This is a genomic window from Flavobacterium pedocola (assembly GCF_053764385.1).
Genome location: NZ_JBSNCR010000004.1, coordinates 194,242 through 221,227, shown reverse-complemented (window position 1 = coordinate 221,227; position 26,986 = coordinate 194,242). Strand labels below are relative to the sequence as shown.

The window sequence follows — 26,986 nt, the reverse complement described above, 5'->3', positions numbered from 1 at the left end:
TTGATAACATGTTTGGAAACAGGGTATTAAAAGGAGTTTTCTTAGTAGGGTTAGGTGCTACCAGCTATGGTATGTTAGCCACTTTCGTAAAACTGGCCTATGAAGAAAAATACACCACTGCGGAAGTAACCACTTCTCAATTCGTATTAGGAATTATCGGGATGTTACTTATTAATGCCTTTCAGAAATACAATAAAGGAAACCAGGTCGTAAAAGCCAGCAGCCGAAATATTTTCCATCTGATGCTGGCGGGAACTTCTTTAGGAATGACCAGTGTATTCTATTATCTGGCCGTAAAATATATTCCAGTATCCATCGGAATTGTATTGCTGATGCAAACCGTCTGGATGGGCGTTATACTCGAATGGATTTTAGACAAAAAAGCACCTTCTCAACAGAAAACAGCGTCTGTATTTATCGTATTAATCGGAACCGTTTTAGCCACAAATCTTATCAATACTAAAATCGCTTTAGACTGGCGGGGCATCATGTGGGGAATGCTGGCAGCGGCGTCTTTCACCACGACAATGTTTACGGCAAACCGTATAGCTTTGGGTATTTCTTCCGCACAGAGAAGTTTGTACATGTTATTGGGCGGCGCTGTAATTGTGTTCGGATTTTCCATTGCCACGCAGGTTACTCCTTTCAACTTTGCTATTTTCCTGAAATGGGGAATCGTCCTGTCGCTTTTCGGAACCATAATCCCTCCTATCCTTATGAATGCCGGATTTCCCAACACAGGAATCGGCCTTGGAAGTATCGTATCGTCACTGGAATTACCGGTATCTGTAATGATGGCTTTCTTGATTCTGAAAGAAACAGTAATCTTCACACAATGGCTCGGAATACTATTAATAATTCTTGCAATTGTAATAATGAATGTGAATTTTAAAAAAAATTAACAAGTTATTTACTATTTTTCATAAATTTGAGTGCAACCAAAACTCATTTTTATGAAAAAACTATTTGCAGAATTTTTCGGAACCTTCTGGTTAGTCTTCGGAGGTTGTGGCAGTGCTTTATTTGCCGCAGGAATTCCCGATTTGGGAATTGGTTTTATGGGCGTTTCCCTTGCATTCGGTCTGACAGTTCTAACCATGGCTTATGCCGTAGGACACATTTCAGGCGGACATTTTAATCCGGCGGTTTCCTTCGGTTTATGGGCAAGCGGCCGTTTCAACACAAAAGATTTACTACCTTATATCCTATCCCAATGCATCGGTGCCATAGCCGCTGCCGGGACCTTATTCCTTATTTTATCCGGGAAACCGGGTTTTGCCATAGACAATACCCAGGCAGGCGCTTTTGCCTCTAACGGATATGGCGCATTTTCACCGGACGGTTATTCGCTTGGGGCAGCTTTTCTGGCAGAATTTATGCTTACCATGTTCTTTTTACTGATCATTTTAGGCGCAACGGATAAACTTGCCAGCAAAAAATTTGCAGGGGTAGCCATCGGATTGGGTTTAACTTTAATCCACCTGGTTAGCATCCCGATAACAAACACCTCCGTAAATCCGGCGCGTTCCACCTCACAGGCATTATTCACTCAGGGAGAACCGCTTATGCAGTTATGGCTGTTTTGGCTTGCCCCGATATTAGGTGCAATACTGGCAGGATTTCTATACAAAAAGCTGCTGCAGCACAATGAAACCGAATAGTTTTTTTTCATATTCAATATAAGAGGCGATGGACATCCATCGCTTTTTTTGTAACTTTAAATATGAATTCGTTGTTTGCTGCCGAAAATATCACGCTTGCTTTAAAAGATGCAGACATCTTATATTATCCGGATTTTTTCACGGAAGAGGAAGCTACTGAACTTTTTCAAAAACTATATACCGAAACACCCTGGCAACAGGACGACATTACCGTCTTTGGCAAAAAACACCAACAGCCAAGACTGACCGCATTATACGGAAACGACGGAAAAAACTATTCTTATTCAGGAATCACGATGCATCCTAACGCCTGGACGGAAGCACTTTTAACCATTAAAACCAAAGTCGAAAAAGAAGTTAACTGCACTTTCAGCACCGTTCTGCTCAATTTGTACCGGGACGGGAAAGACAGCAATGGCTGGCACGCCGACAACGAAAAGGAATTAGGACAAAACCCTGTTATTGCTTCAGTCAGTTTTGGAGCCGAACGTAATTTTCAACTGAAACACAATACCGATCCGACAGAAAAACATAACGTGGTTTTAAAAAACGGGAGCCTGCTTTTGATGAAAGGAACCACACAACATTTTTGGAAGCACCAGATTCCCAAAACAAAAAAAATCGTAAATCCGAGAATAAATCTTACATTTCGAATCATTTTATAAAACAAAATTCAAAGCCGATTTGGATTTTGGTCTGATTTTTGAAAATTTGTAAAAAATGATACCCCTGCTATTCTAAGTTTATTTTTTTAGTAATATTGAGTTACATATTGAACATAACTAAATACAATTATTCGATTAATTTTTCATCTGATGAAAAAAAGCAAAATTTCAGAAATGGATAACGAGACACTGGATCGCGTTGTCACTATGGCTCAGGAGGAAAAAAAACCTTTTGAAGTGTTAAAAGAAGAATTTGGAATATCGGAAAACGACGTAACCGAACTGATGCGAAAAAGGCTTTCCAAAGACAATTTTGAACTCTGGAAGAAGAAAGTCAGTGCCAGTAAACCAAAACCGAAACCTCAAAAAACAACTGATATTGAGGACGACGATTTAGACAGCAAGTATTATTTTAAAAATAAGTTTGATTAAATAATCCCGATCACTCGGGATTTTTTTTAACCTGGAATGTAACAAAGCGTGAACACTTTCTACTTATTCTATATAACGATTAACAACAAACAATAAATAATGAAAAAAATACTTTATACCGCGGCCATTGCAGCAACTTTTCTGAGCTGTAACGCACAAAAACCAGCCGACTCCGGAGTTGGGGCAAAAGGCCAGGTGGAGGTTTCCATCGATTTGAAAAAAGTAACAGACGACAAAGTCATGGTTACTGTTATGGCGCCGGCAATTACAACGGAAACAACAACTTTCAATATCCCGAAAACTGTTCCGGGAACCTATTCGGCAGACAATTACGGACGATTCATAGAAAACGTAAAAGCTTACGATAAGAAAGGTAAAGAACTTACAGTAAGTAAAGAAGGAGAAAATACCTGGAAAATCGCTAATGCAAAAGCATTGGCTAAAGTGACCTATTGGGTTAACGACAGTTTTGATGTGGAAACTTCAGGCGGTATCGGTGGTAAAGATGTGTTTTCACCGGCAGGAACCAATATTATTGAAGGTCAGAACTTTATGATCAACACGCACGGTTTTATCGGGTATTTCGAAGGAAAATCCGAATTGCCATATAAAGTAAACATTGCACACCCGTCAACTTTATGGGGCGCTACCTCAATGATCGACACCGACAGCAGCAATGAAAACGATGTTTTCCTAATGTCGCGATATGCAGAATTGGTAGACCATCCGATCATGTACTCTAAACCGGATTACGTTACTTTCAAAGTGGACGACATGGATATCCTGATCAGCGTTTATTCTCCAAACGGAGCTTACAAAGCCAGCGATCTTGCTCCGTCGATGGAAACGATGATGAAAGCCCAGAAGAAATTCTTAGGTCCTGTAAATGCTACAAAAAAATACAGCGTTTTAATTTACCTGGCTGATATGAAGACGAAAGACGCTAAAGGTTTTGGTGCTTTGGAACACACGACTTCCACAACAGTGGTAATGCCGGAAATGATGCCGAAAGCAGCCTTGTTAGAGCAATTAAAAGATGTGGTTTCCCACGAGTTCTTCCATATTGTAACACCTTTAACGGTACATTCCAAAGAAATTCATTATTTCGATTTCAACAACCCGAAAATGTCCCAGCACTTGTGGATGTATGAAGGAGTTACGGAGTATTTTGCAAATCTTTTCCAGATTAACCAAGGATTGATCAGCGAAGAAGAATTCTACATCCGTATGGCAGACAAAATCGAGCAGTCAAAACGTTTCGACGAAAAAATGCCTTTCACGAAGATGAGCAAGGACATTTTGGAGGCACAATACAAAGACTCATACTACAACGTTTACCTTAAAGGGGCTTTAATTGCCATGTGTATCGACATTCAGATACGTGAAAGCAGCAACGGAGAAAAAGGGATTCTTGACTTAATGCAGGCTTTATCAAACGAATATGGAAGTAAAAAACCTTTCAACGACGATGAATTATTTGCTAAAATCACCGCATTGACTTATCCCGCTGTTGGCGAATTCTTAAACAAATATGTAGCAGGAGAAACACCTATTCCTTACGAGGCATATTTAGCTAAAATGGGAGTTAAAGAGGCAACAGTTCAAAAACCGGGGAATCCGTTCCTTAAAGACGAATCTACACCTTATATTACCGTAGATCCTGCCACAAAAGAAATCAAAGTGCTTCCGGGTGAACTTAACGGTTTCATGAAAAATCTGGGCATTAAAGGCGACGATTATATCCTGGCGGTAAACGACACCAGCTACAATCTGGACAACATTTATGACATGATCATGGCAAGCATGGACTGGAAAGAAGGTGATGCCGTTTCTGTAAAAATCAGACGCGACGGAAAAGAACAGGTTCTTAAAGGAAAAGTAATTTTACCGATGCAGGATGCTCAAGGGTATCATGCGGTAGATACTTCTAAAGCAAAATTAAAAGAGGCCTGGTTAAAAGGATAATTTTCTTTTGAACAAAGTAAAATACCCCAATTCGCGCTAAGTGGATTGGGGATTTTTATTACCGATATTTTTCCTTACTTTGCAGCTCCAAAAAAATGACTGTAATGAAAAAAATAATTGGTGCGGCAGCCGCAGTAGTATTATTGGTTGCCTGTAATAAAACAGAGTCCGACAAAGGACTTCATTTAACTGTAAAAGTAGACGGCCTGCAGCAAGGCACCTTATACATTCACAAAATCAAGGATACGGCCTTCGTAGCGCTGGACAGTATGACTATTAAAGGGAAAGCAGACTTCATCAGCGATATCGATTTAACCGAACCTGAAATGCTTTATCTATCTCTGGACCGCGGAACCACCAATTCCATGGACAATTCCTTACCGTTTTTTGCTGAGCCCGGAACAATGACCATAGAAACTTCTTTAAAGGAGTTTTTTGCCAAAGCCAAAGTGACCGGTTCCAAAAACCATGAATTATACGAGAACTACAATAAATCAAAATCGGTTTTCAACAACGAGCAAAACAAAACGATCAGTTTAACAATGCTTGCCCGAAAAAAACAGCAGGCGGAAAAAATCGACAGCTTAACCCAAATCTCAAAAAAGTTAACGGTCCGAAGATATTTTAACGCGGTAAATTTTGCCGTAAATAATGGCAAAAAAGAAGTTGCTCCTTACATCGCTTTAACGGAAATTGCCGATGTAAATTTAAAGTACCTCGACACCATACAAAAATCGATGTCGCCTGAAGTAGCTAAATCGAAATATGGTAAAATGCTGACGGATCTGATAGCAAAACGTAAAGAAACTGAAACGCAGCCATAACAGAATAACGAAAAGCACCTTTAAGGTGCTTTTTTTATAATAATAAGGCATAAAAAAAGCCATCACTTTGTGATGGCTTTTCAGTTAATTACCAGAGCCGATGGAGGGACTCGAACCCACGACCTGCTGATTACAAATCAGCTGCTCTAGCCAGCTGAGCTACACCGGCAATTAACCTTAAAAAAAATCATAAAAAACCACGCAATGCGTGGAAAAAAAAAGAGCCGATGGAGGGACTCGAACCCACGACCTGCTGATTACAAATCAGCTGCTCTAGCCAGCTGAGCTACACCGGCGGCTCAATGATTCACAAAACCTTATTTAAAAGGCTACTGTAAGTATCATTTCGGGTGCAAATATAAGCGAGTTTTTCAAAACTGCAAATACTTAAACACACTTTTTATTGCTTTTCTGCTGTTATAATGCGTTGATTTTTTCAACCAACTGATTAGCAGCTGCTTCTAAATCTTTGTTGATTTGTCTGAAATGCGCTTTCTTGTTTTCAACATTTTTTTGGTTCACTTTTGTGATTAAACCGTCGAAAGAAGAAATTGCCTCATCAATTAACGCATCAGATTGAGCAGACGGTTTCCCGGTAGTAGTCATCTCATAGATGTAAACTGCCTCAATAATGTCTCCTAATACGTAGTTGATGTCTTTTTTTAAGTTTCTTACGCTTGCCATTTTATTTTTGTTTAAAATTTCGTTTGCAAAATTACAATTATTCTTCTGAATAAAGGTTATGAAATAAATATTTCTAATAAAGTCGCTTTTCCAACCACTTCAAAATCAGTCAGTATTGCCGGCATCAGTATGGTATCACCCTGACGGAATGAATATTCTGAACCTGAACCCGTTACTACGCTAAATTCTCCTTCGGCACATACAAAAACTGTGAACGAATCGCCATTTTTTCTAAACTGTGCTTTTCCGTCAAGCGGAAGTACGTTCGTGGTAAAATAATCGCAGTGCACAGCCGGATTACTCACATTAATTGCATTTGAATACCTTCTTTTGGCATTAACCACATCATAAGTAATTGCTTCCAGCGCCAAATCAATATGCAACTCACGTGAATTACCCTCGGCATCCACCCTGTCCCAATCGTAAATACGATAAGTAATATCGGAAGTCTGCTGTATTTCAGCTATCACTATCCCTGCTCCGATAGCATGAATGGTTCCGGTTTCCAAAAAGAAAACATCACCTTGCTTTACCGGGATTTCTTTAAGGATTTTAGGCAGTGTTTTATTTTCAAGGTTAATCAGGTATTCGTCCGGCGACGACTTTTCTTTAAATCCAACAATAATCTTTGAATCCAGATCCGCCTGTATCACGTACCACATCTCGGTTTTACCAAAAGAATTATGACGTTTTTTAGCCAATTCATCATTAGGATGCAACTGAATGGACAAATCTTCCCTTGCGTCTAAGAATTTGAACAGTAGCGGGAATTCCACTCCGTATTTCTCATAAACCTGTTTCCCTAAAACCGCTGCAGGATCCTTCGAAACCAATTCATTAATGGAAGTCCCTTCAAAAACCCCGTTGGCTACTATACTGGCATCTCCGGGAACCGTTGAAATCTCCCAACTCTCGCCGGTTGTTGTGGTCGGTATGTCTTTATTTAAAAGTGACTTCAGCTTAGTCCCTCCCCAAATACGATCTTTTAAAATTGGTTTAAAAACCAAAGGATACAATTCCGTCTCCATTACAGTAATTCCTTTACCTGTTCAATTGTTTTCGATAAATGATTCTCGGCCTTCATGCTGTCAAACATCATACGAACAATCCCTTCTTTATCAACTATATATGTTACTCTCCCGGGAATCAATCCAAGTAAATTCGTAGGAACGCCAAACAGCTTTCGCAAACGTTTGTCTTCATCTGCTAACAATACAAAAGGAAGTTTATAGGTTTCCGCAAATTTCTTATGGGACTGAACATCATCACCACTGATTCCGATCACCTCAACACCTAAATCCGTAAACTCTTCATATTGATCACGAAAAAAGCAGGCCTGTTTGGTACAACCCGGCGTATCGTCTTTCGGATAAAAATAGATTACCAGAACTTTTTTTCCTAGGCATGAAGCAATATCAAATGTATTTCCGTGCTGATCAATTCCTTCAAAAAGCGGCAGTTTATCTCCTTCTTTAAGTGCTCCCATTACAATCCTTTATAGCTTACAAAATTTCGGGGGGTTTCGTATAAAATCACTTCCAAATCATTTCCTGAAGCAATTCGTTTTCTTATTTTATTCCAAATCACCACTACTATGTTTTCCGCAGTGGGATTCAGGTTCTCAAATTCCGGCACATCCAGATTCAGGTTTTTATGATCGAACTGCACTTCAACTTCCTCATAAATGATGGTCGCTAGATCCTTAATATCTATCACATAACCGGTTTCAGGATTTATCGCTCCGGTCACACTTACAATAAGTTCGTAGTTATGCCCGTGAAAATTAGGGTTATTACATTTACCGAAAACACTTTCGTTCTGTTCGTCCGACCAGTCTTTTCGATACAATCGGTGTGCTGCGTTAAAATGCGCTTTTCTGGAAACAGTTACTCTCATACTTTATGGTCTTCGAGAAAATGATAAAATTCGTCAAAAATAATTTTAAACCAAACGGTGTATAGCTCCGGGTTTTGCTCCATATCGGTTTTTACCGCATCAATCTCCATCCATTTCCAGCTTTCCACTTCATCGTTGTTGATGAACGGTTCCCCGTTGTAATACCCAATCATCACGTGATCTAACTCGTGTTCGGTCAAACCGTTATCAAACGGCGCTTTGTAAATGAACGAAAACAGCTCTTTCAATTCGGTTGTAAAGCCCATTTCTTCTCGCAAACGCCTTGTTCCCGCCTCAATATTGCTCTCGCCTTCACGCTGATGACTGCAACAGGTATTGGTCCATAACAAAGGGGAATGGTACTTATGATGGGCACGCTGCTGGAGCATGATTTCGTTCTTATCGTTTAAAACAAAAACGGAAAAAGCCCTGTGCAAAAGTGCTTTTTCGTGCGCTTCCAACTTTGGCATTAAGCCGATTTGCTCGTCCTGTTCGTTGACTAATATTACGTTTTCTTCTTTCATGTTTTATAAATGCTTCGTAAAATTACGAAAAGCGTTTCAAATCTAAGACACCCTTAACGATTCCATACATTTAATAGCACATTTTTCTCCGTCGATGGCCGCAGAAATGATTCCTCCTGCATAACCTGCTCCTTCTCCACACGGATATAACCCTTTGATTTGCAAATGCTCAAGCGTTTCATTATCCCGCGGAATACGCACTGGTGAGGATGTTCTGCTTTCCGGTGCATGCAAAATGGCCTCATTGGTATAGTAGCCTTTCATCGATTTCCCGAACTGTACAAATCCTTCCCGCATAATTTGGGTCAAAAACCCCGGAAACACCTGTCCTAGTTCCACTGACGTTGTGCCGGGCACATAAGATGTTTTCGGTATATCAGCTGAAACTTTATTCTGGGTAAAATCGACCAAGCGTTGCGCGGGAACTCTTTGTGTTTCCCCTGCCAAATGCCAGGCTTTCTGCTCTATGGCTTTCTGAAATTCCATTCCTGCCAAGGCTCCGAATTTAGCAAACGGCTTAAAATCTTCCAATTTCAATTCAACAACAATACCGGAATTGGCTGTAGCCTGATCCCTTTTGGAAGGCGACCATCCGTTGGTTACTACTTCCCCGGGACTGGTGGCACAAGGCGCAATCACCCCTCCCGGACACATACAAAACGAATACATTCCGCGCCCATTCACCTGTTTCACAATCGAATACGGCGCCGGCGGAAGAAATTCCCCTCTAAAATCACAGGAATACTGAATGCTGTCAATTAAACTTTGCGGATGCTCAGCACGAACCCCTAAGGCAAAAGGCTTGGCCTCAATCAATACTTTTTTTCTGTCCAGTAATTCAAATATATCGCGGGCGGAATGTCCTGTGGCTAAAATGAGTTTCTTAGCTTCAATGACATCACCTTTTTGCGTAACAATTCCCTGAACTTCATTGTTCTTTATCAAGATGTCGGTTACCCGTGTTTCGAACAGGACTTTTCCTCCGAATTCGATGATTTTATCACGGATATCCTGAATGATCTGCGGTAATTTATTGGTTCCGATGTGCGGATGCGCTTCCACCAAAATCTCGGGAGTCGCACCAAAAGCCACAAGTAATTTAAGGATTCGGTCTACATCACCACGCTTTTTGGACCGGGTGTACAATTTTCCGTCTGAATACGTTCCGGCTCCACCTTCCCCAAAACAGTAATTGGAATCTTCATCCACGATATGATCACGATTGATGGCTTTCAGATCCCGACGGCGACCGCGTACATCTTTTCCTCTTTCGATTACAATCGGCTTTAGCCCCAACTCTACCAGTTGCAACGCGGCAAATAATCCTGCCGGGCCAGCACCAACGACGATTACTTCCTGTGCATCGGCTACATTCTTATAATCGGGTAATACTATGGTTTCTTCAACAATCGGTTCGTCCTGAAAAAACACCGTTGCTTTCAGATTGATTTTTATCGAACGCTGCCGGGCATCAATCGAACGTTTCAACACCGCAACATGCTGAATATCGGTAGTTTTGACATGCAAAAGTTTCACCAAATGTTCTTGCAGCAACACCGGATTGGCTGCCACATCAGGAGCTACCTGTATCAGTAATTCTCTAGGCATAAGAAGGTAAATTTTTATTTTACAAACATTTCAAAGGCAAAAGTACGAATTTGAAACCGATTACTGCTCGTCTTTTCGTTGTTCAAAAGCCCTTAAAGCAAAGGAAGCGAGCCAATGCTCCCCTTCGTAATTCCCATCCACCAAAGAAGATAATGAATGTACCAAATGCAGATCACCTGCTTTTTTCAAATGCTCAAATCGTTTAAACTGCTTGGCCAATGCATAAAAATGCCAGGCTCGACTGAAATTCAATCCGTCAAGATGTACTAAATGCCCATCGGTTCTATCAGAGACTTTTGCGGTTTCCCATGAAAATTCTTTATCAAACAAGGGCTTTGCAAATTTTTTCGCCCATTTCAAAAACTCTTTTTCGGATAAAACCCTTTGCATGATACCCATCTCTTCCATGCAGGGTGACAGAAAATCGGTACCACTAGGCTCCCAGGTGAACGGACAGCCTTCATCTTTTGAAAACATCCTTAAAGCATTATCTTTCAACACTTTTTTAAACGCTTCATTTTTGACAAATACGGCATAATCCCACGCCAGTATCATTCCAAAAGCAGTATTATTATGTGTCCCTACACGAACCGGGTAATAAAGTTTTGGTAAAAACTCGGTATAACGCTCGATCAGCAAATTAGATAAGGGCTGAAGATTCGCGGAAAGTTGTTGGGCAAACGGCTCGTCATATTCGGCTAATTCCTGTTGCAATTTTAAAACCCAAGCCCATCCGTAAAGGCGTTCAAAGGATTTCTCATGTGCTTTGCTTAAATACAACACTTCTTTTTCAACATTTTCTTTAGAAAGATTGGTATTGAGTTTCTGAATGATTTCAGCTCGGTTTTTCAAATCCGGAAATTGTTTCAGAAGATATACCAACGACCAATGCCCGTGCACTGACGAATGCCAGTCAAAACAACCGTAAAAAGTAGGATGCAATTGTTTTGGTGTTCCTATTTCCGTAGCATCCAGAAGAAGTTGCCCTAATTTATTCGGGTATTCTTGCTGCAAACATTTCAAAGGCAATGAAGCCAAACGATTGGCCTGTTCAAGATTCAACTGTTGTGCTACAGACGTAAGGGAAAAAGCTAAAAAAGCAGCGATATTATAATATATTCTCATCGATTTGGTTTTGGATAATCACAAATCTAAGTATTTTAAGCTTTAGAATTTTAAGAAGTCCATTACCTTTGTGATTCAAAACCGATTAAAATGCAACGCCGAATCAAACTCATTTGGGATTTCCGAGGACCTGCCGCTGCCAAAACTGCGGAGCATCATGAAATACACCTGAAAGAATATATTGAAATCGAAAAATTACCGCTGAACATTACCGGGTTCCAAATCATCAATGACATGCACGCTATCGCTTTTATGGTAGTGGAAGACAGCTTTATGATTCCGGTGAGAGATGCTTTGAAACCGCATCGTGGGGAATTGTTTGAATAAGCAGCTCAGTCTCCGTTTACAGATTTAACTGTCAACCGAGACTGAAAACTGTCAACTTTTAGTTTGCCACTTCGCTGATAAACTGAATGCGCATCAGACGTAATTCTTCGGTATCATAATCGCCGTCGAATTCATCCAAAGCATCCTGAATTTTATCTGAATGGGAATCCATAAAATAATCGTGGATTTCTTCCTGTTGGTCGTCGTCCAGTATTTCATCAATCCAATATTTAATATTGAGTTTGGTACCCGAATACACTATTTGCTCCATTTCTTTCAATAAAGCATCCATATCCAAACCTTTCGACTTGGCAATATCATCCAGCGGAAGCTTGCGGTCGATGTTTTGGATAATGTATAATTTCAACGCTGAATTTGCTCCCGTAGATTTCACAACCAAATCATCCGGTCGCATGATGTCGTTATCTTCTACGTAACGGGCTATCAGTTCTACGAATTCTTTTCCGTATTTTTTGGCTTTCCCTTCCCCTACACCGTGAACATTACTTAATTCATCAACGGAAATCGGATATTTCAGCGCCATATCTTCCAAAGAAGGCTCCTGGAACACTACAAATGGCGGCACTCCCAGTTTCTTAGCTACTTTTTTGCGCAAATCGATCAGCATGGTCATCAGGGCTTCATCGGCTGTACCCGAAGATTTTGCTGAAGTCACCACGGCTTCATCATCTGATTCACTGTATTCGTGATCTTCAGACATCATAAACGACTCCGGTTTCTTAATGAACGTTTCTCCTTTTTCGGAAAGTTTCAAAACCCCGTAAGTTTCAATATCCTTAGTAAGCAAGCCGTCTACCAACACTTGTCTTATTAATGCCATCCAGTATTTTTCCTCATGGTCTTTCCCTATACCAAAAAATTTCTGAGTGTCGGTTTTGTGCGATTTAATCACCGCATTGATCTTACCGATCAGGGTAAAGATAACTTCTTTGGATTTGTATAATTCTTTGGTATCACGAACGGTTTCCAGTAAAGTCACCACCTGTTGCTGCGCTTCCACTTTCTTTTTCGGATTGCGGACGTTGTCATCCATATCGGCACCTTCTCCATTCACATCGTCGAATTCTTCACCGAAATAATGCAGTAGGAATTTACGTCTGGACATCGAAGTTTCCGCATAAGCCACCACTTCCTGCAATAAGGCAAAACCAATTTCCTGCTCTGCCACCGGTTTTCCGGACATGAATTTTTCCAGTTTCTCGATATCTTTATAGGAATAGTACGCCAAACAATGACCTTCTCCTCCGTCACGACCGGCTCTTCCGGTTTCCTGATAGTAACTTTCCAGGGATTTCGGAATATCATGATGGATCACAAAACGGACATCCGGCTTGTCAATCCCCATACCAAATGCGATTGTCGCCACCACCACATCGACATCTTCCATAAGGAACATATCCTGGTGTTTCGCACGCGTTTTCGCATCCAATCCCGCATGATAAGGCACGGCACTGATTCCGTTTACCTGTAAAACCTGGGCAATTTCTTCCACTTTTTTACGGGACAGACAATAAATAACGCCTGATTTCCCTTTATGCTGTTTAATGAAGCGTATGATGTCACCCTCAACATTTTTGGTTTTCGGACGTATTTCGTAGTATAAATTCGGACGATTGAACGATGCTTTAAACGTATTGGCATCGGTCATATCCAGGTTTTTAAGGATATCTTCCTGTACTTTTGGTGTAGCGGTAGCGGTCAATCCAATAATGGACACATCCCCCAATTGCTTGATAATCGCTCTCAGATTGCGGTATTCCGGACGAAAATCATGTCCCCACTCCGATATACAGTGCGCTTCGTCAATGGCTACAAACGAAATCGGAACGCTGCTCAAAAAATCAACGTATTCTTCTTTAGTAAGCGATTCGGGCGCTACGTATAACAACTTGGTCAATCCGGATGTAATATCTTTTTTAACCTGATTTACTTCTGTTTTTGTGAGAGAGGAATTCAAAACGTGGGCCACACCGCCTTCGGATGAAAGGCTTCGGATGGCATCCACCTGATTTTTCATTAGGGCAATCAAAGGCGAAACCACAATGGCGGTTCCGTCCAAAACCAATGCAGGCAGCTGGTAGCACAACGACTTCCCTCCACCGGTAGGCATAATCACAAAAGTGTTGTTATGGGTAATAATACTTCTAACAACACCTTCCTGTAAACCTTTGAATTGGTTAAAACCAAAATATTTTTTTAACTCTTTATGTAAGTCAATTTCGCTTGGTTTCATTATTTATTAATAGGTATTTTACATAAATTTGCAGAGATTAAAGATACGAATTTCTTTAATAAACGCAAATTTCTAAAAACTTTAGGTTTGACAACAAAAGAATCTGTTTTGGCTGCGGCCCGAAAAACAATACTTTCTGAAAGTGAGAGCATTGCAAATCTTGTTAATTTTCTGGACGATGATTTCGCAAAATCCGTAGAACTTATCTATAACTGTAAAGGCCGTCTGGTAGTAACCGGAATAGGTAAAAGCGCTATCATTGCCACTAAAATTGTGGCCACGATGAATTCCACGGGAACACCTTCCATGTTTTTACATGCTTCTGAAGCCATACATGGTGATCTGGGAATGGTACAACCGGGCGACGTGGTGATATGCATCTCAAAAAGCGGTAACAGTCCGGAAATTAAAGTATTGGTCCCTTTGTTGAAACGATTCGGCAATACGTTAATCGGGATGACGGCAAGTAAAACATCATTCTTAGGCAAAGAATCCGATTATGTACTGAATGCCTATGTTGAAGAAGAAGCTTGTCCGAACAACTTAGCACCAACCAACAGCACCACTGCTCAATTGGTTTTAGGCGATGCGATGGCGGTTTGCCTGATGGAAATGCGTAATTTCAAAAGTGAGGACTTTGCCAAATACCATCCGGGAGGCGCTCTTGGCAAAAAATTATTACTTCGTGTAGGCGACATGTTGGACCAGACGCACCGTCCGCAGGTTACTCCGGATGCCAGCATCAAAAATGTAATTGTGGAGATTTCCGCTAAACGTTTAGGGGTTACCGCCGTAGTGGAAAACAATCACGTGGTAGGTATCATTACCGATGGTGACATCCGAAGAATGCTGGAAAAAAGAGACACTTTCACTGATTTGACCGCCAAAGACATCATGACACACAGCCCGAAAATGGTACAATTATCAGACATGGTCGTAGATGCTTTCAACACTATGGAAAATAATTCCATCACACAAATGGTGGTTGTTGATAATGGCGAATACAAAGGTGTGCTGCATATTCACGATATTTTAAAAGAAGGAATTGTATAATGGCGAATAAGAAACCTGCGAAGGAAATGTCGTTTTTGGACCATCTGGAAGAACTCCGTTGGTTGTTGGTACGCAGTTCGATTGCCATTCTGGTTGGTGGATGCGTAGCCTATTATTTCAGTGATTTTATTTTTGACACCGTGATTTTCGGCCCGAAAGACGGTAATTTTATCACGTATCGTTTTTTCTGTGATCTGGCGAACCAATACGATTTGGACAAAAGTTTTTGTATCAAGGAATTGCCGTTCGAATTACAGAACCGTACCATGGAAGGGCAATTCTCGATGTTGATCTGGACCTCCATCACCTGCGGGTTTGTAATCGCTTTCCCGTTCATTTTATGGGAGTTATGGAAGTTCGTCAGCCCAGCCTTATATGACAAGGAACGAAAAAATGTTAAGCTTTTCATTTTCATTGCTTCCCTACTATTCTTCTTAGGAGTAGCGTTCGGTTATTTTGTACTGACGCCTTTATCCATTAATTTCCTGGCCAATACCACGATAAGTCATCATATTAAAAATGCTATTGATGTTGAATCCTACATCGGATTGGTAAAAACCACTTCACTGGCAACCGGATTGGTTTTCGAATTACCCATCGTAATTTACTTCCTTTCCAAATTAGGCATCGTAACACCGCAATTCTTAAGAGATTACCGAAAATATTCTTATGTAATCATCCTGATCATTGCCGCGATTGTAACCCCTCCGGATGTAATCAGTCAAACGATTGTAACAATTCCGTTGATCATTTTATACGAAGCGAGTATTTTCATCTCCAAATTTGTAACCAAAAAAGCCGAACTAAAAACCGCATAATATGTCTGATTTAGTAAAAGAATTCAACGACTACCGTTCTAAAATGAACGAAAAGTTACTGGCCGACAACAACAAGATTGTAAAACGTATTTTCAATCTGGACACCAATGCATACATGGACGGCGCTTTAGATGTAAAAACAAAAGAGCTTTTAGGTTTAGTAGCCTCGGCAGTATTGCGTTGCGACGACTGCATCAAATACCATCTGGAGACTTCCTATAAACAAGGTATCACCAGAGAAGAAATGATGGAAGCCATGGGGATTGCCACTTTGGTGGGCGGAACCATCGTAATTCCGCATTTACGAAGAGCTTACGAATTTTGGGAAGCCTTGGAAAACCAAACTAAATAATTGTTAATGTGTTGATTTGGTTATTTGTTTATTCGTTAATTTGCCGAATAACCGAATAACCGGAAACAGAATAACCGTCAAAATGAAATTAAGAGCTGAAAATATAGTCAAAACCTACAAAGGAAGAAGTGTTGTAAAAGGCGTTTCCGTGGAAGTGAACCGTGGCGAAATCGTAGGATTGTTAGGCCCTAACGGTGCCGGAAAAACCACTTCGTTTTACATGATCGTAGGTTTGGTTAAACCCAACTCCGGAAACATTTATATAGACGATACCAACATCACCGATTTCCCAATGTACAAACGTGCCCAGCACGGGATCGGTTATTTGGCACAGGAAGCCTCCGTGTTCCGAAAACTCAGCATTGAGGATAATATTTTGAGCGTTTTACAGCTTACCAGTCTTTCCAAAAAAGAGCAGGAAGCCAAAATGGAATCGTTAATTGACGAGTTCAGCTTACAGCATATCAGAACCAACCGTGGCGATTTATTATCGGGTGGTGAACGACGCAGAACCGAGATTGCACGCTGTTTGGCAACCGATCCGAAATTCATTTTATTGGATGAACCTTTCGCTGGGGTTGACCCGGTTGCGGTAGAAGATATTCAACGAATTGTAGCGCAGTTAAAAAACAAAAACATCGGCATTTTAATTACCGACCACAACGTACAGGAAACCTTAGCGATTACCGACAAAACCTACCTAATGTTTGAAGGAGGAATCCTGAAAGCTGGTGTTCCTGAGGAATTAGCCGAAGACGAAATGGTACGTAAAGTATATCTAGGACAGAATTTCGAGTTAAGAAAGAAGAAATTAGAATTTTAATACTGAATCCCGAGTTAATCGGGATTTTTTATTTGATAGTAAGTGCCTTCAAATCTTCTTTGTTACCGTTAAAGACATTTACATCCACTAAACCTTCAATGCCGCGAATCTGTGCTTTTTCGGTAAACTGCCAGATCATCCAGTCTTCTTTGATGTTTTCCACAAAGAAATTATAATTTGCAATCCAGAATGGATAACCTTTGAATTCGTCTTTCAGAAAATCTACGTAATAACTTTCCCCGGAATAGATGATCGGTTTCACCTTGTAATGCTTTTCAACCCGGTTTAACCAACGGCGCAAGCCAACCTTCAGACTATCAATCGATTGATTTTTAGGCAATTTCTCAATATCAAGTACCGGCGGTAAATCGCCTTTACGAAGTTTTACGGTTTTAATGAAGTTATCAGCCTGTTCCAATGAATTTTCATTCGGCCTGTAGTAATGATAGGCACCACGGATAAAATAATGTTCTTTTGCCGCTTTCCAGTTTTCTTTATAACGACGGTCCGGACGGTCGTTCCCGCAGGTGGCCCGCATGAATACAAAGGCAAGCGGAAATTCTTCGTCGATTTTATCAATCTTTTCCCAGGTAATCTCACTTTGATATTCCGAAACATCAAAACCCACCACTTTGGTATCGTGACGGCTTAACACTTCAAAAATGCGGATATCATGGATTTTTCGCTCTTCCTCCGTAAGTTCATTAACGTTATGACTTGTTTTAAAACCAAGATAATATAACAATCCGTTACGGTAATGATAAACTGCTCCAAGTGCAACACACAGAAACAACGCCATAAATATGTACATGGAAATCTTCCCGAAAGAAGTACTTTTCCCTCTTCCGGCAGTGGATTTTGCAACTTTTCTGGATGTATTTTTCTTCGCAGGTGTGCGTTTCATGAATTATGCCTGCTTGTTCAAAAGAGTATTGTTAATCACAGAAAGACCAACATAAAACAAGATAATCATCGGAATGGCCAAATACTGGAAAAACACCAATAAAAGTGCCGAAACAGCCAAAAAGAAAACCTGAAGCTTATTCTTCTCCCAACTGAAATATTTCACTTTAAGCGAAAACAAAGGAATTTCCGCATTCAAAAGATACGCGCTTAAGAAACACAACCCAACCAAAAAGTACGGATTGCTTAAAATTTCAGACAATCCTTCAAACTGATTCTTGAACAAAATCATCGGGATACTCATGATCAACAAAGCATTTGCAGGAGTTGGTAATCCGATGAATGAATCCGTCTGACGGGTATCGATATTGAATTTTGCCAACCTAAAACAAGACGCAATCGTAATGATAAAACCGATATACGGTACAACGCCCATATAATTCGTCTCCGGCGTCAAGGTGTAAATAGCCTGATTCTCCTGAATATCCGAAAGCATTTTGTACATCACCACACCCGGCACAACGCCACTGGTCACCATGTCAGCCAAAGAATCCAACTGAACACCTAACGGACTCTGTGCGTTAAAGATACGGGCAAAAAAACCATCCCAAAAATCAAAAAAGATACCCAAACACACTAACGAAAAGGCTTCGTTGTAACTTCCGTTAAAAGCGTGTATAAGCGCTAATAATCCACAAATTAGGTTCAAAAAGGTAATCAGATTAGGAACATGCTTTTTAAATGACATACATTTTGTTTTTATGTGAGACAAAGTTATACAATAAGTTACATAAAATTGAGTTTAGTATTTGAGATTTTTATATCATATTTGTAAAAATAATTGGCTTTGAAAAAAACCTACTCCCTTTTACTGTTTTTTTTCGCATTACTCTCACACAGTCAGGCGGTTAGGAAATATTCCAACGAATTTATGAACCTCGGTGTAGACGCTGCTGCATTAGGAATGGCCAACGCTGTTACCTCCCATACTGCCGATGTGAATTCCGGATACTGGAATCCTGCCGGTTTGATACAACTTGAAGACAAGCAGTTTTCCCTGATGCATGCCAGTTATTTTGCCAATATTGCACAATACGACTATGCCGGTTTTGCCATGCCACTTGATGATCGAAGTGCGGTAGGTATCTCGTTAATTCGTTTTGGTGTAGACGACATCTTAAACACCACACAGCTTATTGACAGTGAAGGCAATGTAGACTACAACCGCATCAGCCTGTTTTCTGCTGCTGATTACGGTTTAACCGTTTCCTATGCCCGAAAACTACCCGTGCAAGGATTTAACTATGGTGTAAATGCCAAAGTTATCCGCCGTGTTATTGGAAAATTTGCCAATTCCTGGGGCTTTGGTTTTGATTTAGGCCTTCAGTATGAAACCAGAAACGAATGGAAAATGGGCGTTATGTTACGCGATATCACAACCACGTATAACGTTTGGGCGATAGATGAAGACGAGTTTAAAACAATACAGGAAGCCGTTCCGGGCGAAAACCAGGAATTGCCCCAAACCTCAGAAATCACCTTACCAAAAGCACAGTTAGGGCTTTCCAAAAAATTCACTATCCATTACGATTATACGATACTGGCCGCGGCCAACCTGAACATGCAGTTTGCAAAAACCAACGATATTATTTCTTCGGATATTGTCAGCATTGACCCTGCCATTGGTTTCGAAGCCGGTTATATCGATTTGGTATTCCTTCGCGGAGGTGTTGGTAATTTTCAGCACATTACCGAAATAGACAACTCCAAAAACATCAGTTTCCAGCCTAATATTGGTCTGGGTTTCAAATACAAAGGTATTCAGGTCGATTATGCCTTAACCGATATCGGAGATCAGAGTGCTGCTTTGTATTCCAATATTTTTTCTTTAAAAATTGATTTCAGCATTTTCAGATAACTCATGAAGTTCTTATTCAGGATTTTTACTTTAATTTTAGTTTTAAGCAGTTTTAGCAATAGTTACGGACAATCGACGCTATTATCGGAAAAAGTAACCGTAAGTTTATTAACCTGCGGAACCGGAAACGAGCTGTATTCCATTTACGGGCATACCGCCTTACGCATTCACGATCCGGAAAAAGGGATTGACATTGTATACAATTACGGTTCTTTCGATTTTACAACCCCTAATTTCTACGGTAAATTCATCAAAGGGGATTTGCAGTATTTCGTTTCAACCAGTTCTTTTGAAGAATTCAACTATTCGTATGTGTACGACAACCGTGAAATCACGGAACAGGTTTTAAATCTGACGCCTGCCCAAAAAGAAAAGATCTTTTTAGAACTTGGCGACGTTTTAAGCTCCGAAAAAAGGTATTACACCTATAAATTCATCGACAGGAACTGCACCACTATGGTAGCCGATCTGATCAACAGTGTGTTACCGGAAAAAATATCCACTAAAATTCCGGATACCGAAAAAACCTACCGCACCATTTTATACGGTTATCTGAACAAAAATTTTTATGAAAATCTGGGCATTAACCTGATGTTTGGACTGAAAACCGACCAACAATCCGAAAAATTATTCCTTCCCGTTGAATTACAACAAGGCGTTTCCATCAGTAAAAACAATGGCGGAAAGCTGGTAAAAGAAGAAAAACTGGTCTACAAAAAAAGGGCAACCGATGAAAGTAAATCGGTTTGGAACAATTATATCACATTTCTTATCGCCATTATAGTGCTGGGACTACTTACAGGAAAACGAAAGTTTCAGTTATTCTGGCTGACCATAACCGGCCTTATCGGTGTTTTCTTCTCTTTGGTTGGTTTGTATTCGCTCCACAAAGAAGTGTTATGGAATTACAACGTCTTTTTAATGAATCCGTTATTTTTACTGCTGGTTTTCTTTTTATGGCGAAACAACATTTCCGGAACAAGAAAAATGGTATTAATCTGCGGAATTTGCCTTCTATGCTACACTTTATTCATCAGTGTAAAAGTTCAGTTACTAATGATGTTGCCGCTTATTACCCTTCATGGCTTGTTACTTTGGCAGATTTGGAAAAAACAAAAAACTCAGAGCAATCACTGATTCTGGTTACTAAATTACTGCCCTCTGAAAAACAACACTGTACTCAGCGTTTTCAGAATAATGTTGACATCCAAAAAAGGGCTTCGGTGCTTGATGTAATACAAGTCGTATTGCAGTTTGATCAAACTGTCGTCGATGGTTTCCCCATAAGAATGTTTTACCTGTGCCCAGCCGGTCAGACCGGGTTTAATGACATGGCGTGTTTGATAAAACGGCATGATTTCAGCAATCTGATCTACAAAAACCGGTCGTTCCGGTCTTGGTCCGATAACGGCCATATCGCCTTTCAGTATATTGATAAACTGTGGAAATTCGTCCATTCTTGATTTACGCAAAAACCTTCCGAATGGGGTAACCCTGTTATCATTTGCAGTAGCAAATACTGCACCTCCGGCTTCAGCATTCTTGACCATGCTCCTCAATTTGTATATCTTGAAAGTAATACCGTTTTTCCCGACTCTTTCCTGTGTATACAATAAGGAGCCGCGATTGCCGAGCAAATTACCAAGCAATATAAAAGGCAGAAAAAGAATCCCGGCAGCTATACCCACTAACGAAATCAGGATATCAAACAACCGGATAGCTAAAAGATACAAACGGTTATTATTGCTTCTGCTGAAAGGGAAATACTTGTAAAAATCTTTATCCGCATACTGAACAGGCAAACGTTGGGTACTGTTCTCATACACATCGGTATATTCTCTTATGATAACACCCGTTTCAAGCAAGGTTAAAAGTTTATCATAAATTTCAACAGGTACTTCATCGGTACTTTTTTGGGCCACAACAATTTCAGAAACGTAGTTGATACGAATAAAATCATCCAGTGCGCCTAATTCAATTTTAGACAGCTTTACCTTTTTCTTTAAAGATTCACGAGTGCTCAGATAACCGATAACCTTGTAGTTCGGATCTGCCTTTTCCAGCTCTTTTGCCAGACTGTCCACACTTTTGTCTTCGCCTAAAAAAAGTACTTTTTTATGAAAACGCTGCGCGGATAAAAACCGCTGGTAAAACATACGCCACAAAAACAAAGCGCCCATGATCGCTGCATAAAAGAAGATAATCTGCAACCTGTTTTTAGGCAACGATGGCGTAAGGATTGGCGTCAAAAGATACATAACTACTGTAGCCGTAGCGGTCAGGATGATACTCTTTATGATTTGAAACTGGTTCGCGGCAACCTGCAGGTTGTAGATTTCAAACACGGTTCCGAAGAAGAAAATATAAAACGCAAGCACAAAAGTCCAGTAGTAATTGTGAATGGATATACGGAAATAATCGAATTCAAAACCTCTTCCTACCAGGTATAATGCTAAAAAGACAAAGAAAAGATCAAAAATACGCAACAGGATTTTGCGTTCTGAAATTTCAAAGTGAATTTTGTTTTTCTTAGTCATTCAATTGGGATCTTTTATGCAAAATAACGAATATTTTGGAACAACTAAAACCGGAAACGTTAATAAATTAAGTATTTAATGCAAGAGTGCGCTCCACTGCAGCTTTACACTGGCCCAATCCCAGGATTCAGATTTTGAACGGGCATTCTTACATATACTGACATTCAGCGCAGTATCACTCATCAAATCTTTTATGGCAGAAACCATTCCGACAACATCACCATCCGTCACCAGCAAAGCCTCTTTTTCATCTTCGAGCAAATAAGGAATCCCGCCTACATTTGTTGTTATGACCGGCAATCCGAGCGCCATGGCTTCCATAACACTAACGGGCGTATTGTCAAAATGTGTGGTATTGATAAAAATATCATATTCCGAAGAAAGCGCAATCCATTTTTCTTTGGCTAACTGACCGGTAAAACGAACCGAAACGCCTTTATCCTCAGCATATTGCTTCGTAGTAATCATGCTTCCGTCTTTGTCGGGCCCCACCATGCACAATTGGGCATCCGGGTAGTTTTTCTGCAATTCACACAACACCTCAACAGCCATTTTAGGATTGTAAATGGACGCAAAAGCACGAACCCAAAGTAGTTTTGGCGCTATCGGATTTCTTTCCTTAAACGGATACTTCTCAATTTCAATCGTATTGGGAATAAACTGAAGATTCTCAAAACCTGCATTCTTAAAAGCTTCCAAAAGATAATGGGACGGCGCAATATTGGCATAAGCTTTTTTAAAAACCATTCGGGACAATCTCGGACTATTCTTTAGACGCTGCGGTAAATCCCCACCTCTTAGTATCGGAATGTAAGGCAATCCGAAAACCCTGCACAACTGACTGGTGGCAAAGGCGTACCAAAAACTGAACGTACTGTAGGTATCTATCAGTACATAATCAACTTTTCTGTTTTTGGCTATTACCGTCAGGCACATGTCTAAAAGCCGAAGAAGCTGGTTCTTTTTTGAAGACGAAAAACATACATTATAGCCTTCCTGCTCCAAAAAAGCCCCCAAGGTTTCAATCGATGTTTTATTCAATCCGTGGCTGGAGAGTTTGTTCCCTATGTACAACAGGTTCTTCATGTATGGTGACTTTTAAAAGTGCTAGGGCATAAATAAACGCCGGTGCGGCAATTCGCATTGAAGCATGGTTGATGGTTAAAAACCAGAAAAAATAAAAAGCCAGCAAAAACAAATGCTGCTTATTATTGAACATGAGTAAAACCGGGGTAATGAACAATATCAGTAAATCTATTACCCCAAAAAGACCGTGATCTGCAAGCATACGGGTAATTTCGTTGTGAGATGAAACCCTTTCACCAAGCATTTCCTCCCGGTATTCGGCATTTTTACCTACCCCTACCCCCATAATGGGATTCTCAAGAAACATTTGAATTTCGGTACCGGAGATCTTTTCGCGTCCTCCCAATCGGTCTTCCTTAACCCTTCCTCTGGCATCTTTATTAGCATAACGGTATTCGATCATCCCATTGGTCTGATAGGAACTATAGGCCCAAATGCCCATTCCTCCCAGAAAGCTAATCAGAATAATAATACTGAGTTTACTTTTAATTTTCTGGCTTGATCTGTAATATACAATTCCAAGCAACATGACAATCATTACTACACCCGTAATCACTCCTCCCCTTGAAAAAGTCACGATCCCCCTGAAAGCCATTACGGCCACAAGAACCATATTGACGATCATCATGCGCTTTGTTTTGGAATACAAAAGCATCAGGGCAAAAAAGACAAAAATCCCCAACCCTAATTCAGTGGAAACCTGATTAGGACCGAAGCCTCCGGAAGTCTCAAAATTCGATTGGGTTCCCGTAATGATATCTTTTACATTGGGCGTATACAGGAACAGATACATTGCCATGGAAATAAGCGGAAGTCCTATGAAAATCAACAACTTATTGAAAAAAGCCATCGTGACGGGCCTCAAATAACAATACATGGCACAAATTCCCAAACAAACCGGTCCTGAGATATTGAAGGCTATCGCTTTTCGGACATTAACCGCAAAACTTAATTCATTGGCTCCTTTTATGATTCCGGGTACCAAAAGAAGCAGAAAGACCCCAAATATATAGGAGTATCTCGAAAAGCCACTGTAAAACATTCCGATCATCAAAAAGACAATCACCTCATATTTTGAAAGCTCATGCACGGCATTTCCTTCAGTCATCCTTAAAAAAACCTCTACTCCCACTATATACCCAGCAACAAGCAGCACTTCATTGTTCCTGTTCTTAGAATTTAAGACGAAATAAAACCCTAAAACCGGTATCAGCAAACTATATATCTTCGCCAAAAACGGGGCAATAAAAATCAATATCCCTAAAAAAACATGGATAAAGACTAGTGTGGTATATGACAATTGTCTGGATTTCAACGGCTGCAATATTTTTTTTCTAAAAGCGATAAAACGGCTTTTTCCGAATAATCACTATCAATTTTTTGCTTTAAAACGGTTCCAAAAGTAGTTCTTAGCATCGGGTTTTGCGCCAAAGTAACCATTTTTTGTGTTAATTCCTCTTTTTCTGTCGGCGAAAACAGCAACCCTGATTCATTATCCGTAATAATAGAAGCACAATATCCGACATTAGTTGAGATTACAGCTAAACCGGCGTTTCCATATTCCAATAACGCTACAGGAAATCCTTCAAAAGTTGATGCCAATAGCCCGATTGCTGCCTGACTTAAAATATGATAAACATCATCGCAAGAGCCATATAAATGGACCGCATCCTGTAAATTATACTGTCTGATACTTTCCTTCACCTGATCAGAATACTGATCCTGATTGTCTTTCCCTATAAAATGCATCGTCCATCCCTGACCGGCCAGCGAACTGTCTGCAAAAGCCTCGACAATCATGGCATGGTTTTTAGGATTTCTTAAATTAGAAAGACAGACCATTCGTTTACCGGCTTCTCCCTTTAAAAAAGTAGTTTTCGTTTCTATAGCAGTAGCGGTTGTAAAATTCGGCAGGAAACTGCATTCCTTACAAAAAAGATTGCTCTGAGCCCAGGCTAGCACTTCTTCGTTAACGGTAAAAACGCCCGAAAAGAAGAAAGAACAAAGTCTAATCAGGTGGTTTTTCTGATGACTTTTGATCCTGTTCCCATGATGATCGTGCCAAAACAGCTTTACTTTCGGATACAATAGCTTGGCCAGTGTCCCGAAAAAAAACGAACTGCTGTGGGCATGAATGATTTCAATTTTATTTTGTTTCAGATACTTGACAAATCGCAATAAAGCAGCCATATCCACAGCGCTTTTTTTAGCTGCGAAAAAAAAATCCACCTCTTCTTTGATGGTTTTTCGCAAACCGCCTTCTGCCCTTGTAACAACTAGGCCCGAAAAGTCATGCCTTTGGGAAAACCCATTAGCAAGATTAACGGCAATTCTTTCTGCTCCGCCGGGCTCCAAACTGTCTATTAGCTGAACAATTCGCATGTACTGATTCTGATTAAGCTGCAAATTAACGAATTAGTTTCTGGATTTCCGCTTCAAACTTTTCCATGGTAAATTCCCGCGACCAGTCCTTTCCTTTGGCAGCCATCTCTTTATAATAGCTTTCGTTTGTAATGATTTCGGAAAGTTGCTTTACATCATGGTTCAACTGTTCTTCCAACAAAACTCCTCTGGTCCCGTACCCCAGCATATAGGGAACACACGAAACTTTGGTAGCTACGGGAACACATCCCCAAAACATGGCTTCGGCAACAACTTTTGGCCAACCTTCACTTAACGAGGGCAAAACCAAAAAATGGCTGTCCTGATAAGCCTGTTGAACCGTTTCCTTTGTTTGGTTTCCTTTTAGAAACACATAATCCGCAAGTCCGCCCTCCTGGATATAGGCTTCTAATTCCGGTCGCAACTTACCGTCTCCAAAAACAGTCAATGCAACATCAAAGCCTTGCTGACGAAGGCTTTCAACCATCTTCACAACATAAAGCGGTTGCTTGCCTTTTGCCAGGGTTCCCACAAACAGGAAATTAATTTTTCCGTTAATAGATCTGACTTCGACGGCAGTTTTATCAGTTTCGGAATAGGTAGCGGTAAAAAACGATTTGATGTTTTTGGTACTGTTGTCCCATTGTCCATACACCAAAACCTGCATGTTTTTGGTCAAAAATGTGTTGCTCAATATCCACCGTTGCAATTTATAGGTAAAAGGCTGCTTGCTCTTCGGGTCCCAGTTTCCTGCATATTTTGCCGTTTTTTTCTTGGACGGAAACATGATCTGGATAACAGCTCCCAATAATCCCATGTTCCCCGGGCAACGCAAATGGATATGGTCTGCCCTTTTCATGGCTTTGTATATGGTCCATGAAATTTTAGGCAAACGTATTATCGAATTACACAATTCTTTAACGGAAGTGATATTAAACTCGCTAACGGTCGAAAAAGTCAACTCCGAATGCTCATACGGAATATGAATGGGGGATAGAGATTTTTCCACCAAAGGCCCGACAACCTCAACCGCATCTACGTGTTTTAACCAGATATTCATCTCACGCACATAAGGAGCATAGCCGTAAAACCGTTGCTCGTTCTCAATATGCTGAACGTGTGTTATGATTGCAAACTTCATATTTCCTG

The 26,986-nt window shown here is 40.4% G+C and carries 28 protein-coding genes and 2 tRNA genes; 13 read left to right on the top strand and 17 right to left on the bottom strand.

The genetic code is table 11. From position 1 onward, the window contains the following. The first annotated feature begins 8 nt into the window (after window positions 1-8). The 6 genes from ACWPKD_RS10915 (at window position 9) to ACWPKD_RS10890 (ending at window position 5,547) form a co-directional block, all read left to right on the top strand. Window positions 9-902: an EamA family transporter gene (locus ACWPKD_RS10915; protein ID WP_455412711.1), complete on the top strand. Its 894-nt coding sequence runs from the start codon at window positions 9-11 to the stop codon at window positions 900-902. Between the two features lie 51 nt (window positions 903-953). Continuing rightward, window positions 954-1,661: an aquaporin Z gene (gene aqpZ / locus ACWPKD_RS10910; protein ID WP_455412710.1), complete on the top strand. Its 708-nt coding sequence runs from the start codon at window positions 954-956 to the stop codon at window positions 1,659-1,661. A 62-nt stretch (window positions 1,662-1,723) separates the two neighbouring features. Then, complete coding sequence (locus ACWPKD_RS10905) at window positions 1,724-2,326, top strand: alpha-ketoglutarate-dependent dioxygenase AlkB family protein (protein WP_455412709.1); 603 nt, start codon at window positions 1,724-1,726, stop codon at window positions 2,324-2,326. Window positions 2,327-2,476: 150 nt separating this feature from the next. Further along, entirely contained in the window at window positions 2,477-2,758 is a 282-nt protein-coding gene (locus tag ACWPKD_RS10900; RefSeq protein ID WP_455412708.1) for a TIGR03643 family protein, read from the top strand. A 99-nt stretch (window positions 2,759-2,857) separates the two neighbouring features. After that, window positions 2,858-4,723, top strand: coding sequence for a M61 family metallopeptidase (locus tag ACWPKD_RS10895; RefSeq protein WP_455412707.1), 1,866 nt, complete (start codon window positions 2,858-2,860; stop codon window positions 4,721-4,723). Window positions 4,724-4,827: 104 nt separating this feature from the next. Beyond that, the gene (locus ACWPKD_RS10890) at window positions 4,828-5,547 is read left to right on the top strand and encodes a DUF4369 domain-containing protein (protein ID WP_455412706.1); all 720 of its coding nucleotides are present in this window, start codon (window positions 4,828-4,830) and stop codon (window positions 5,545-5,547) included. Between the two features lie 95 nt (window positions 5,548-5,642). Here ACWPKD_RS10890 and ACWPKD_RS10885 read toward each other — a convergent pair. The 9 genes from ACWPKD_RS10885 to ACWPKD_RS10845 form a co-directional block, all read right to left on the bottom strand. Further along, window positions 5,643-5,716, bottom strand: a tRNA-Thr gene (locus tag ACWPKD_RS10885). Between the two features lie 53 nt (window positions 5,717-5,769). Next, window positions 5,770-5,843 (bottom strand) — tRNA-Thr (locus ACWPKD_RS10880). 121 nt (window positions 5,844-5,964) lie between these two features. Continuing rightward, complete coding sequence (locus tag ACWPKD_RS10875) at window positions 5,965-6,231, bottom strand: hypothetical protein (RefSeq protein WP_455412705.1); 267 nt, start codon at window positions 6,229-6,231, stop codon at window positions 5,965-5,967. A 56-nt stretch (window positions 6,232-6,287) separates the two neighbouring features. Beyond that, window positions 6,288-7,259, bottom strand: coding sequence for a type I phosphomannose isomerase catalytic subunit (locus ACWPKD_RS10870; protein ID WP_455412704.1), 972 nt, complete (start codon window positions 7,257-7,259; stop codon window positions 6,288-6,290). After that, window positions 7,259-7,717 (bottom strand): peroxiredoxin, encoded by a 459-nt coding sequence (locus ACWPKD_RS10865; RefSeq protein WP_455412703.1) that lies wholly within the window; start codon window positions 7,715-7,717, stop codon window positions 7,259-7,261. Before ACWPKD_RS10865 ends, ACWPKD_RS10870 begins: the two co-directional genes overlap by 1 nt. After that, a complete protein-coding gene (locus ACWPKD_RS10860) occupies window positions 7,717-8,127 on the bottom strand; it encodes a 6-pyruvoyl trahydropterin synthase family protein (protein ID WP_455412702.1) in 411 nt (136 codons plus the stop codon). The genes ACWPKD_RS10865 and ACWPKD_RS10860 overlap by 1 nt, the downstream gene beginning before the upstream one ends. Next, window positions 8,124-8,651 carry an isopentenyl-diphosphate Delta-isomerase gene (gene idi, locus ACWPKD_RS10855; protein ID WP_455412701.1) on the bottom strand — a complete coding sequence of 176 codons (528 nt, stop codon included), beginning with the start codon at window positions 8,649-8,651 and terminating at the stop codon, window positions 8,124-8,126. The genes ACWPKD_RS10860 and idi overlap by 4 nt, the downstream gene beginning before the upstream one ends. Before the next feature lie 42 nt (window positions 8,652-8,693). After that, window positions 8,694-10,259 carry an NAD(P)/FAD-dependent oxidoreductase gene (locus ACWPKD_RS10850; protein ID WP_455412700.1) on the bottom strand — a complete coding sequence of 522 codons (1,566 nt, stop codon included), beginning with the start codon at window positions 10,257-10,259 and terminating at the stop codon, window positions 8,694-8,696. 60 nt (window positions 10,260-10,319) lie between these two features. Further along, window positions 10,320-11,384 carry a DUF2891 domain-containing protein gene (locus tag ACWPKD_RS10845; protein WP_455412699.1) on the bottom strand — a complete coding sequence of 355 codons (1,065 nt, stop codon included), beginning with the start codon at window positions 11,382-11,384 and terminating at the stop codon, window positions 10,320-10,322. A gap of 90 nt (window positions 11,385-11,474) precedes the next feature. On the opposite strand from ACWPKD_RS10845, the gene ACWPKD_RS10840 reads away from it, so the two are divergent. After that, complete coding sequence (locus ACWPKD_RS10840; protein ID WP_455412698.1) at window positions 11,475-11,711, top strand: hypothetical protein; 237 nt, start codon at window positions 11,475-11,477, stop codon at window positions 11,709-11,711. A gap of 58 nt (window positions 11,712-11,769) precedes the next feature. Here ACWPKD_RS10840 and recQ read toward each other — a convergent pair whose 3' ends face one another. Then, complete coding sequence (recQ, locus tag ACWPKD_RS10835; RefSeq protein ID WP_455412697.1) at window positions 11,770-13,965, bottom strand: DNA helicase RecQ; 2,196 nt, start codon at window positions 13,963-13,965, stop codon at window positions 11,770-11,772. 87 nt (window positions 13,966-14,052) lie between these two features. On the opposite strand from recQ, the gene ACWPKD_RS10830 reads away from it, so the two are divergent. The 4 genes from ACWPKD_RS10830 (at window position 14,053) to lptB (ending at window position 17,011) form a co-directional block, all read left to right on the top strand. Next, complete coding sequence (locus ACWPKD_RS10830) at window positions 14,053-15,018, top strand: KpsF/GutQ family sugar-phosphate isomerase (RefSeq protein ID WP_455412696.1); 966 nt, start codon at window positions 14,053-14,055, stop codon at window positions 15,016-15,018. Continuing rightward, on the top strand, window positions 15,018-15,836 hold the full coding sequence (gene tatC / locus ACWPKD_RS10825; RefSeq protein ID WP_455412695.1) for a twin-arginine translocase subunit TatC: 819 nt from the start codon (window positions 15,018-15,020) through the stop codon (window positions 15,834-15,836). Before ACWPKD_RS10830 ends, tatC begins: the two co-directional genes overlap by 1 nt. Window position 15,837: 1 nt before the next feature. Beyond that, entirely contained in the window at window positions 15,838-16,188 is a 351-nt protein-coding gene (locus ACWPKD_RS10820; RefSeq protein ID WP_455412694.1) for a carboxymuconolactone decarboxylase family protein, read from the top strand. Between the two features lie 82 nt (window positions 16,189-16,270). After that, a complete protein-coding gene (gene lptB / locus ACWPKD_RS10815; RefSeq protein ID WP_455412693.1) occupies window positions 16,271-17,011 on the top strand; it encodes an LPS export ABC transporter ATP-binding protein in 741 nt (246 codons plus the stop codon). A gap of 28 nt (window positions 17,012-17,039) precedes the next feature. Here lptB and ACWPKD_RS10810 read toward each other — a convergent pair whose 3' ends face one another. Both ACWPKD_RS10810 and ACWPKD_RS10805 read right to left on the bottom strand, forming a co-directional pair. Next, complete coding sequence (locus ACWPKD_RS10810; protein WP_455412692.1) at window positions 17,040-17,915, bottom strand: glycoside hydrolase family 25 protein; 876 nt, start codon at window positions 17,913-17,915, stop codon at window positions 17,040-17,042. Window positions 17,916-17,918: 3 nt separating this feature from the next. Then, a complete protein-coding gene (locus tag ACWPKD_RS10805; RefSeq protein ID WP_455412691.1) occupies window positions 17,919-18,662 on the bottom strand; it encodes a CDP-alcohol phosphatidyltransferase family protein in 744 nt (247 codons plus the stop codon). Window positions 18,663-18,761: 99 nt separating this feature from the next. Between ACWPKD_RS10805 and ACWPKD_RS10800 the strand changes: the two genes are divergently transcribed. After that, window positions 18,762-19,832, top strand: a complete 1,071-nt coding sequence (locus ACWPKD_RS10800; protein WP_455412690.1) for a putative type IX sorting system protein PorV2 — start codon at window positions 18,762-18,764, stop codon at window positions 19,830-19,832. 3 nt (window positions 19,833-19,835) lie between these two features. Further along, window positions 19,836-20,969 carry an Lnb N-terminal periplasmic domain-containing protein gene (locus ACWPKD_RS10795; protein WP_455412689.1) on the top strand — a complete coding sequence of 378 codons (1,134 nt, stop codon included), beginning with the start codon at window positions 19,836-19,838 and terminating at the stop codon, window positions 20,967-20,969. Between the two features lie 14 nt (window positions 20,970-20,983). Here ACWPKD_RS10795 and ACWPKD_RS10790 read toward each other — a convergent pair whose 3' ends face one another. From ACWPKD_RS10790 to ACWPKD_RS10770, 5 genes are all read right to left on the bottom strand, one after another. Then, entirely contained in the window at window positions 20,984-22,369 is a 1,386-nt protein-coding gene (locus ACWPKD_RS10790; protein WP_455412688.1) for a sugar transferase, read from the bottom strand. Between the two features lie 75 nt (window positions 22,370-22,444). Then, complete coding sequence (locus tag ACWPKD_RS10785; protein WP_455412687.1) at window positions 22,445-23,455, bottom strand: glycosyltransferase family 4 protein; 1,011 nt, start codon at window positions 23,453-23,455, stop codon at window positions 22,445-22,447. Next, window positions 23,403-24,770: an O-antigen ligase family protein gene (locus ACWPKD_RS10780; RefSeq protein ID WP_455412686.1), complete on the bottom strand. Its 1,368-nt coding sequence runs from the start codon at window positions 24,768-24,770 to the stop codon at window positions 23,403-23,405. Before ACWPKD_RS10780 ends, ACWPKD_RS10785 begins: the two co-directional genes overlap by 53 nt. Then, window positions 24,767-25,861: a glycosyltransferase gene (locus tag ACWPKD_RS10775; RefSeq protein WP_455412685.1), complete on the bottom strand. Its 1,095-nt coding sequence runs from the start codon at window positions 25,859-25,861 to the stop codon at window positions 24,767-24,769. Before ACWPKD_RS10775 ends, ACWPKD_RS10780 begins: the two co-directional genes overlap by 4 nt. 1 nt (window position 25,862) lies before the next feature. Continuing rightward, window positions 25,863-26,978 (bottom strand): glycosyltransferase family 4 protein, encoded by a 1,116-nt coding sequence (locus ACWPKD_RS10770; protein ID WP_455412684.1) that lies wholly within the window; start codon window positions 26,976-26,978, stop codon window positions 25,863-25,865. Window positions 26,979-26,986: the final 8 nt, after the last annotated feature.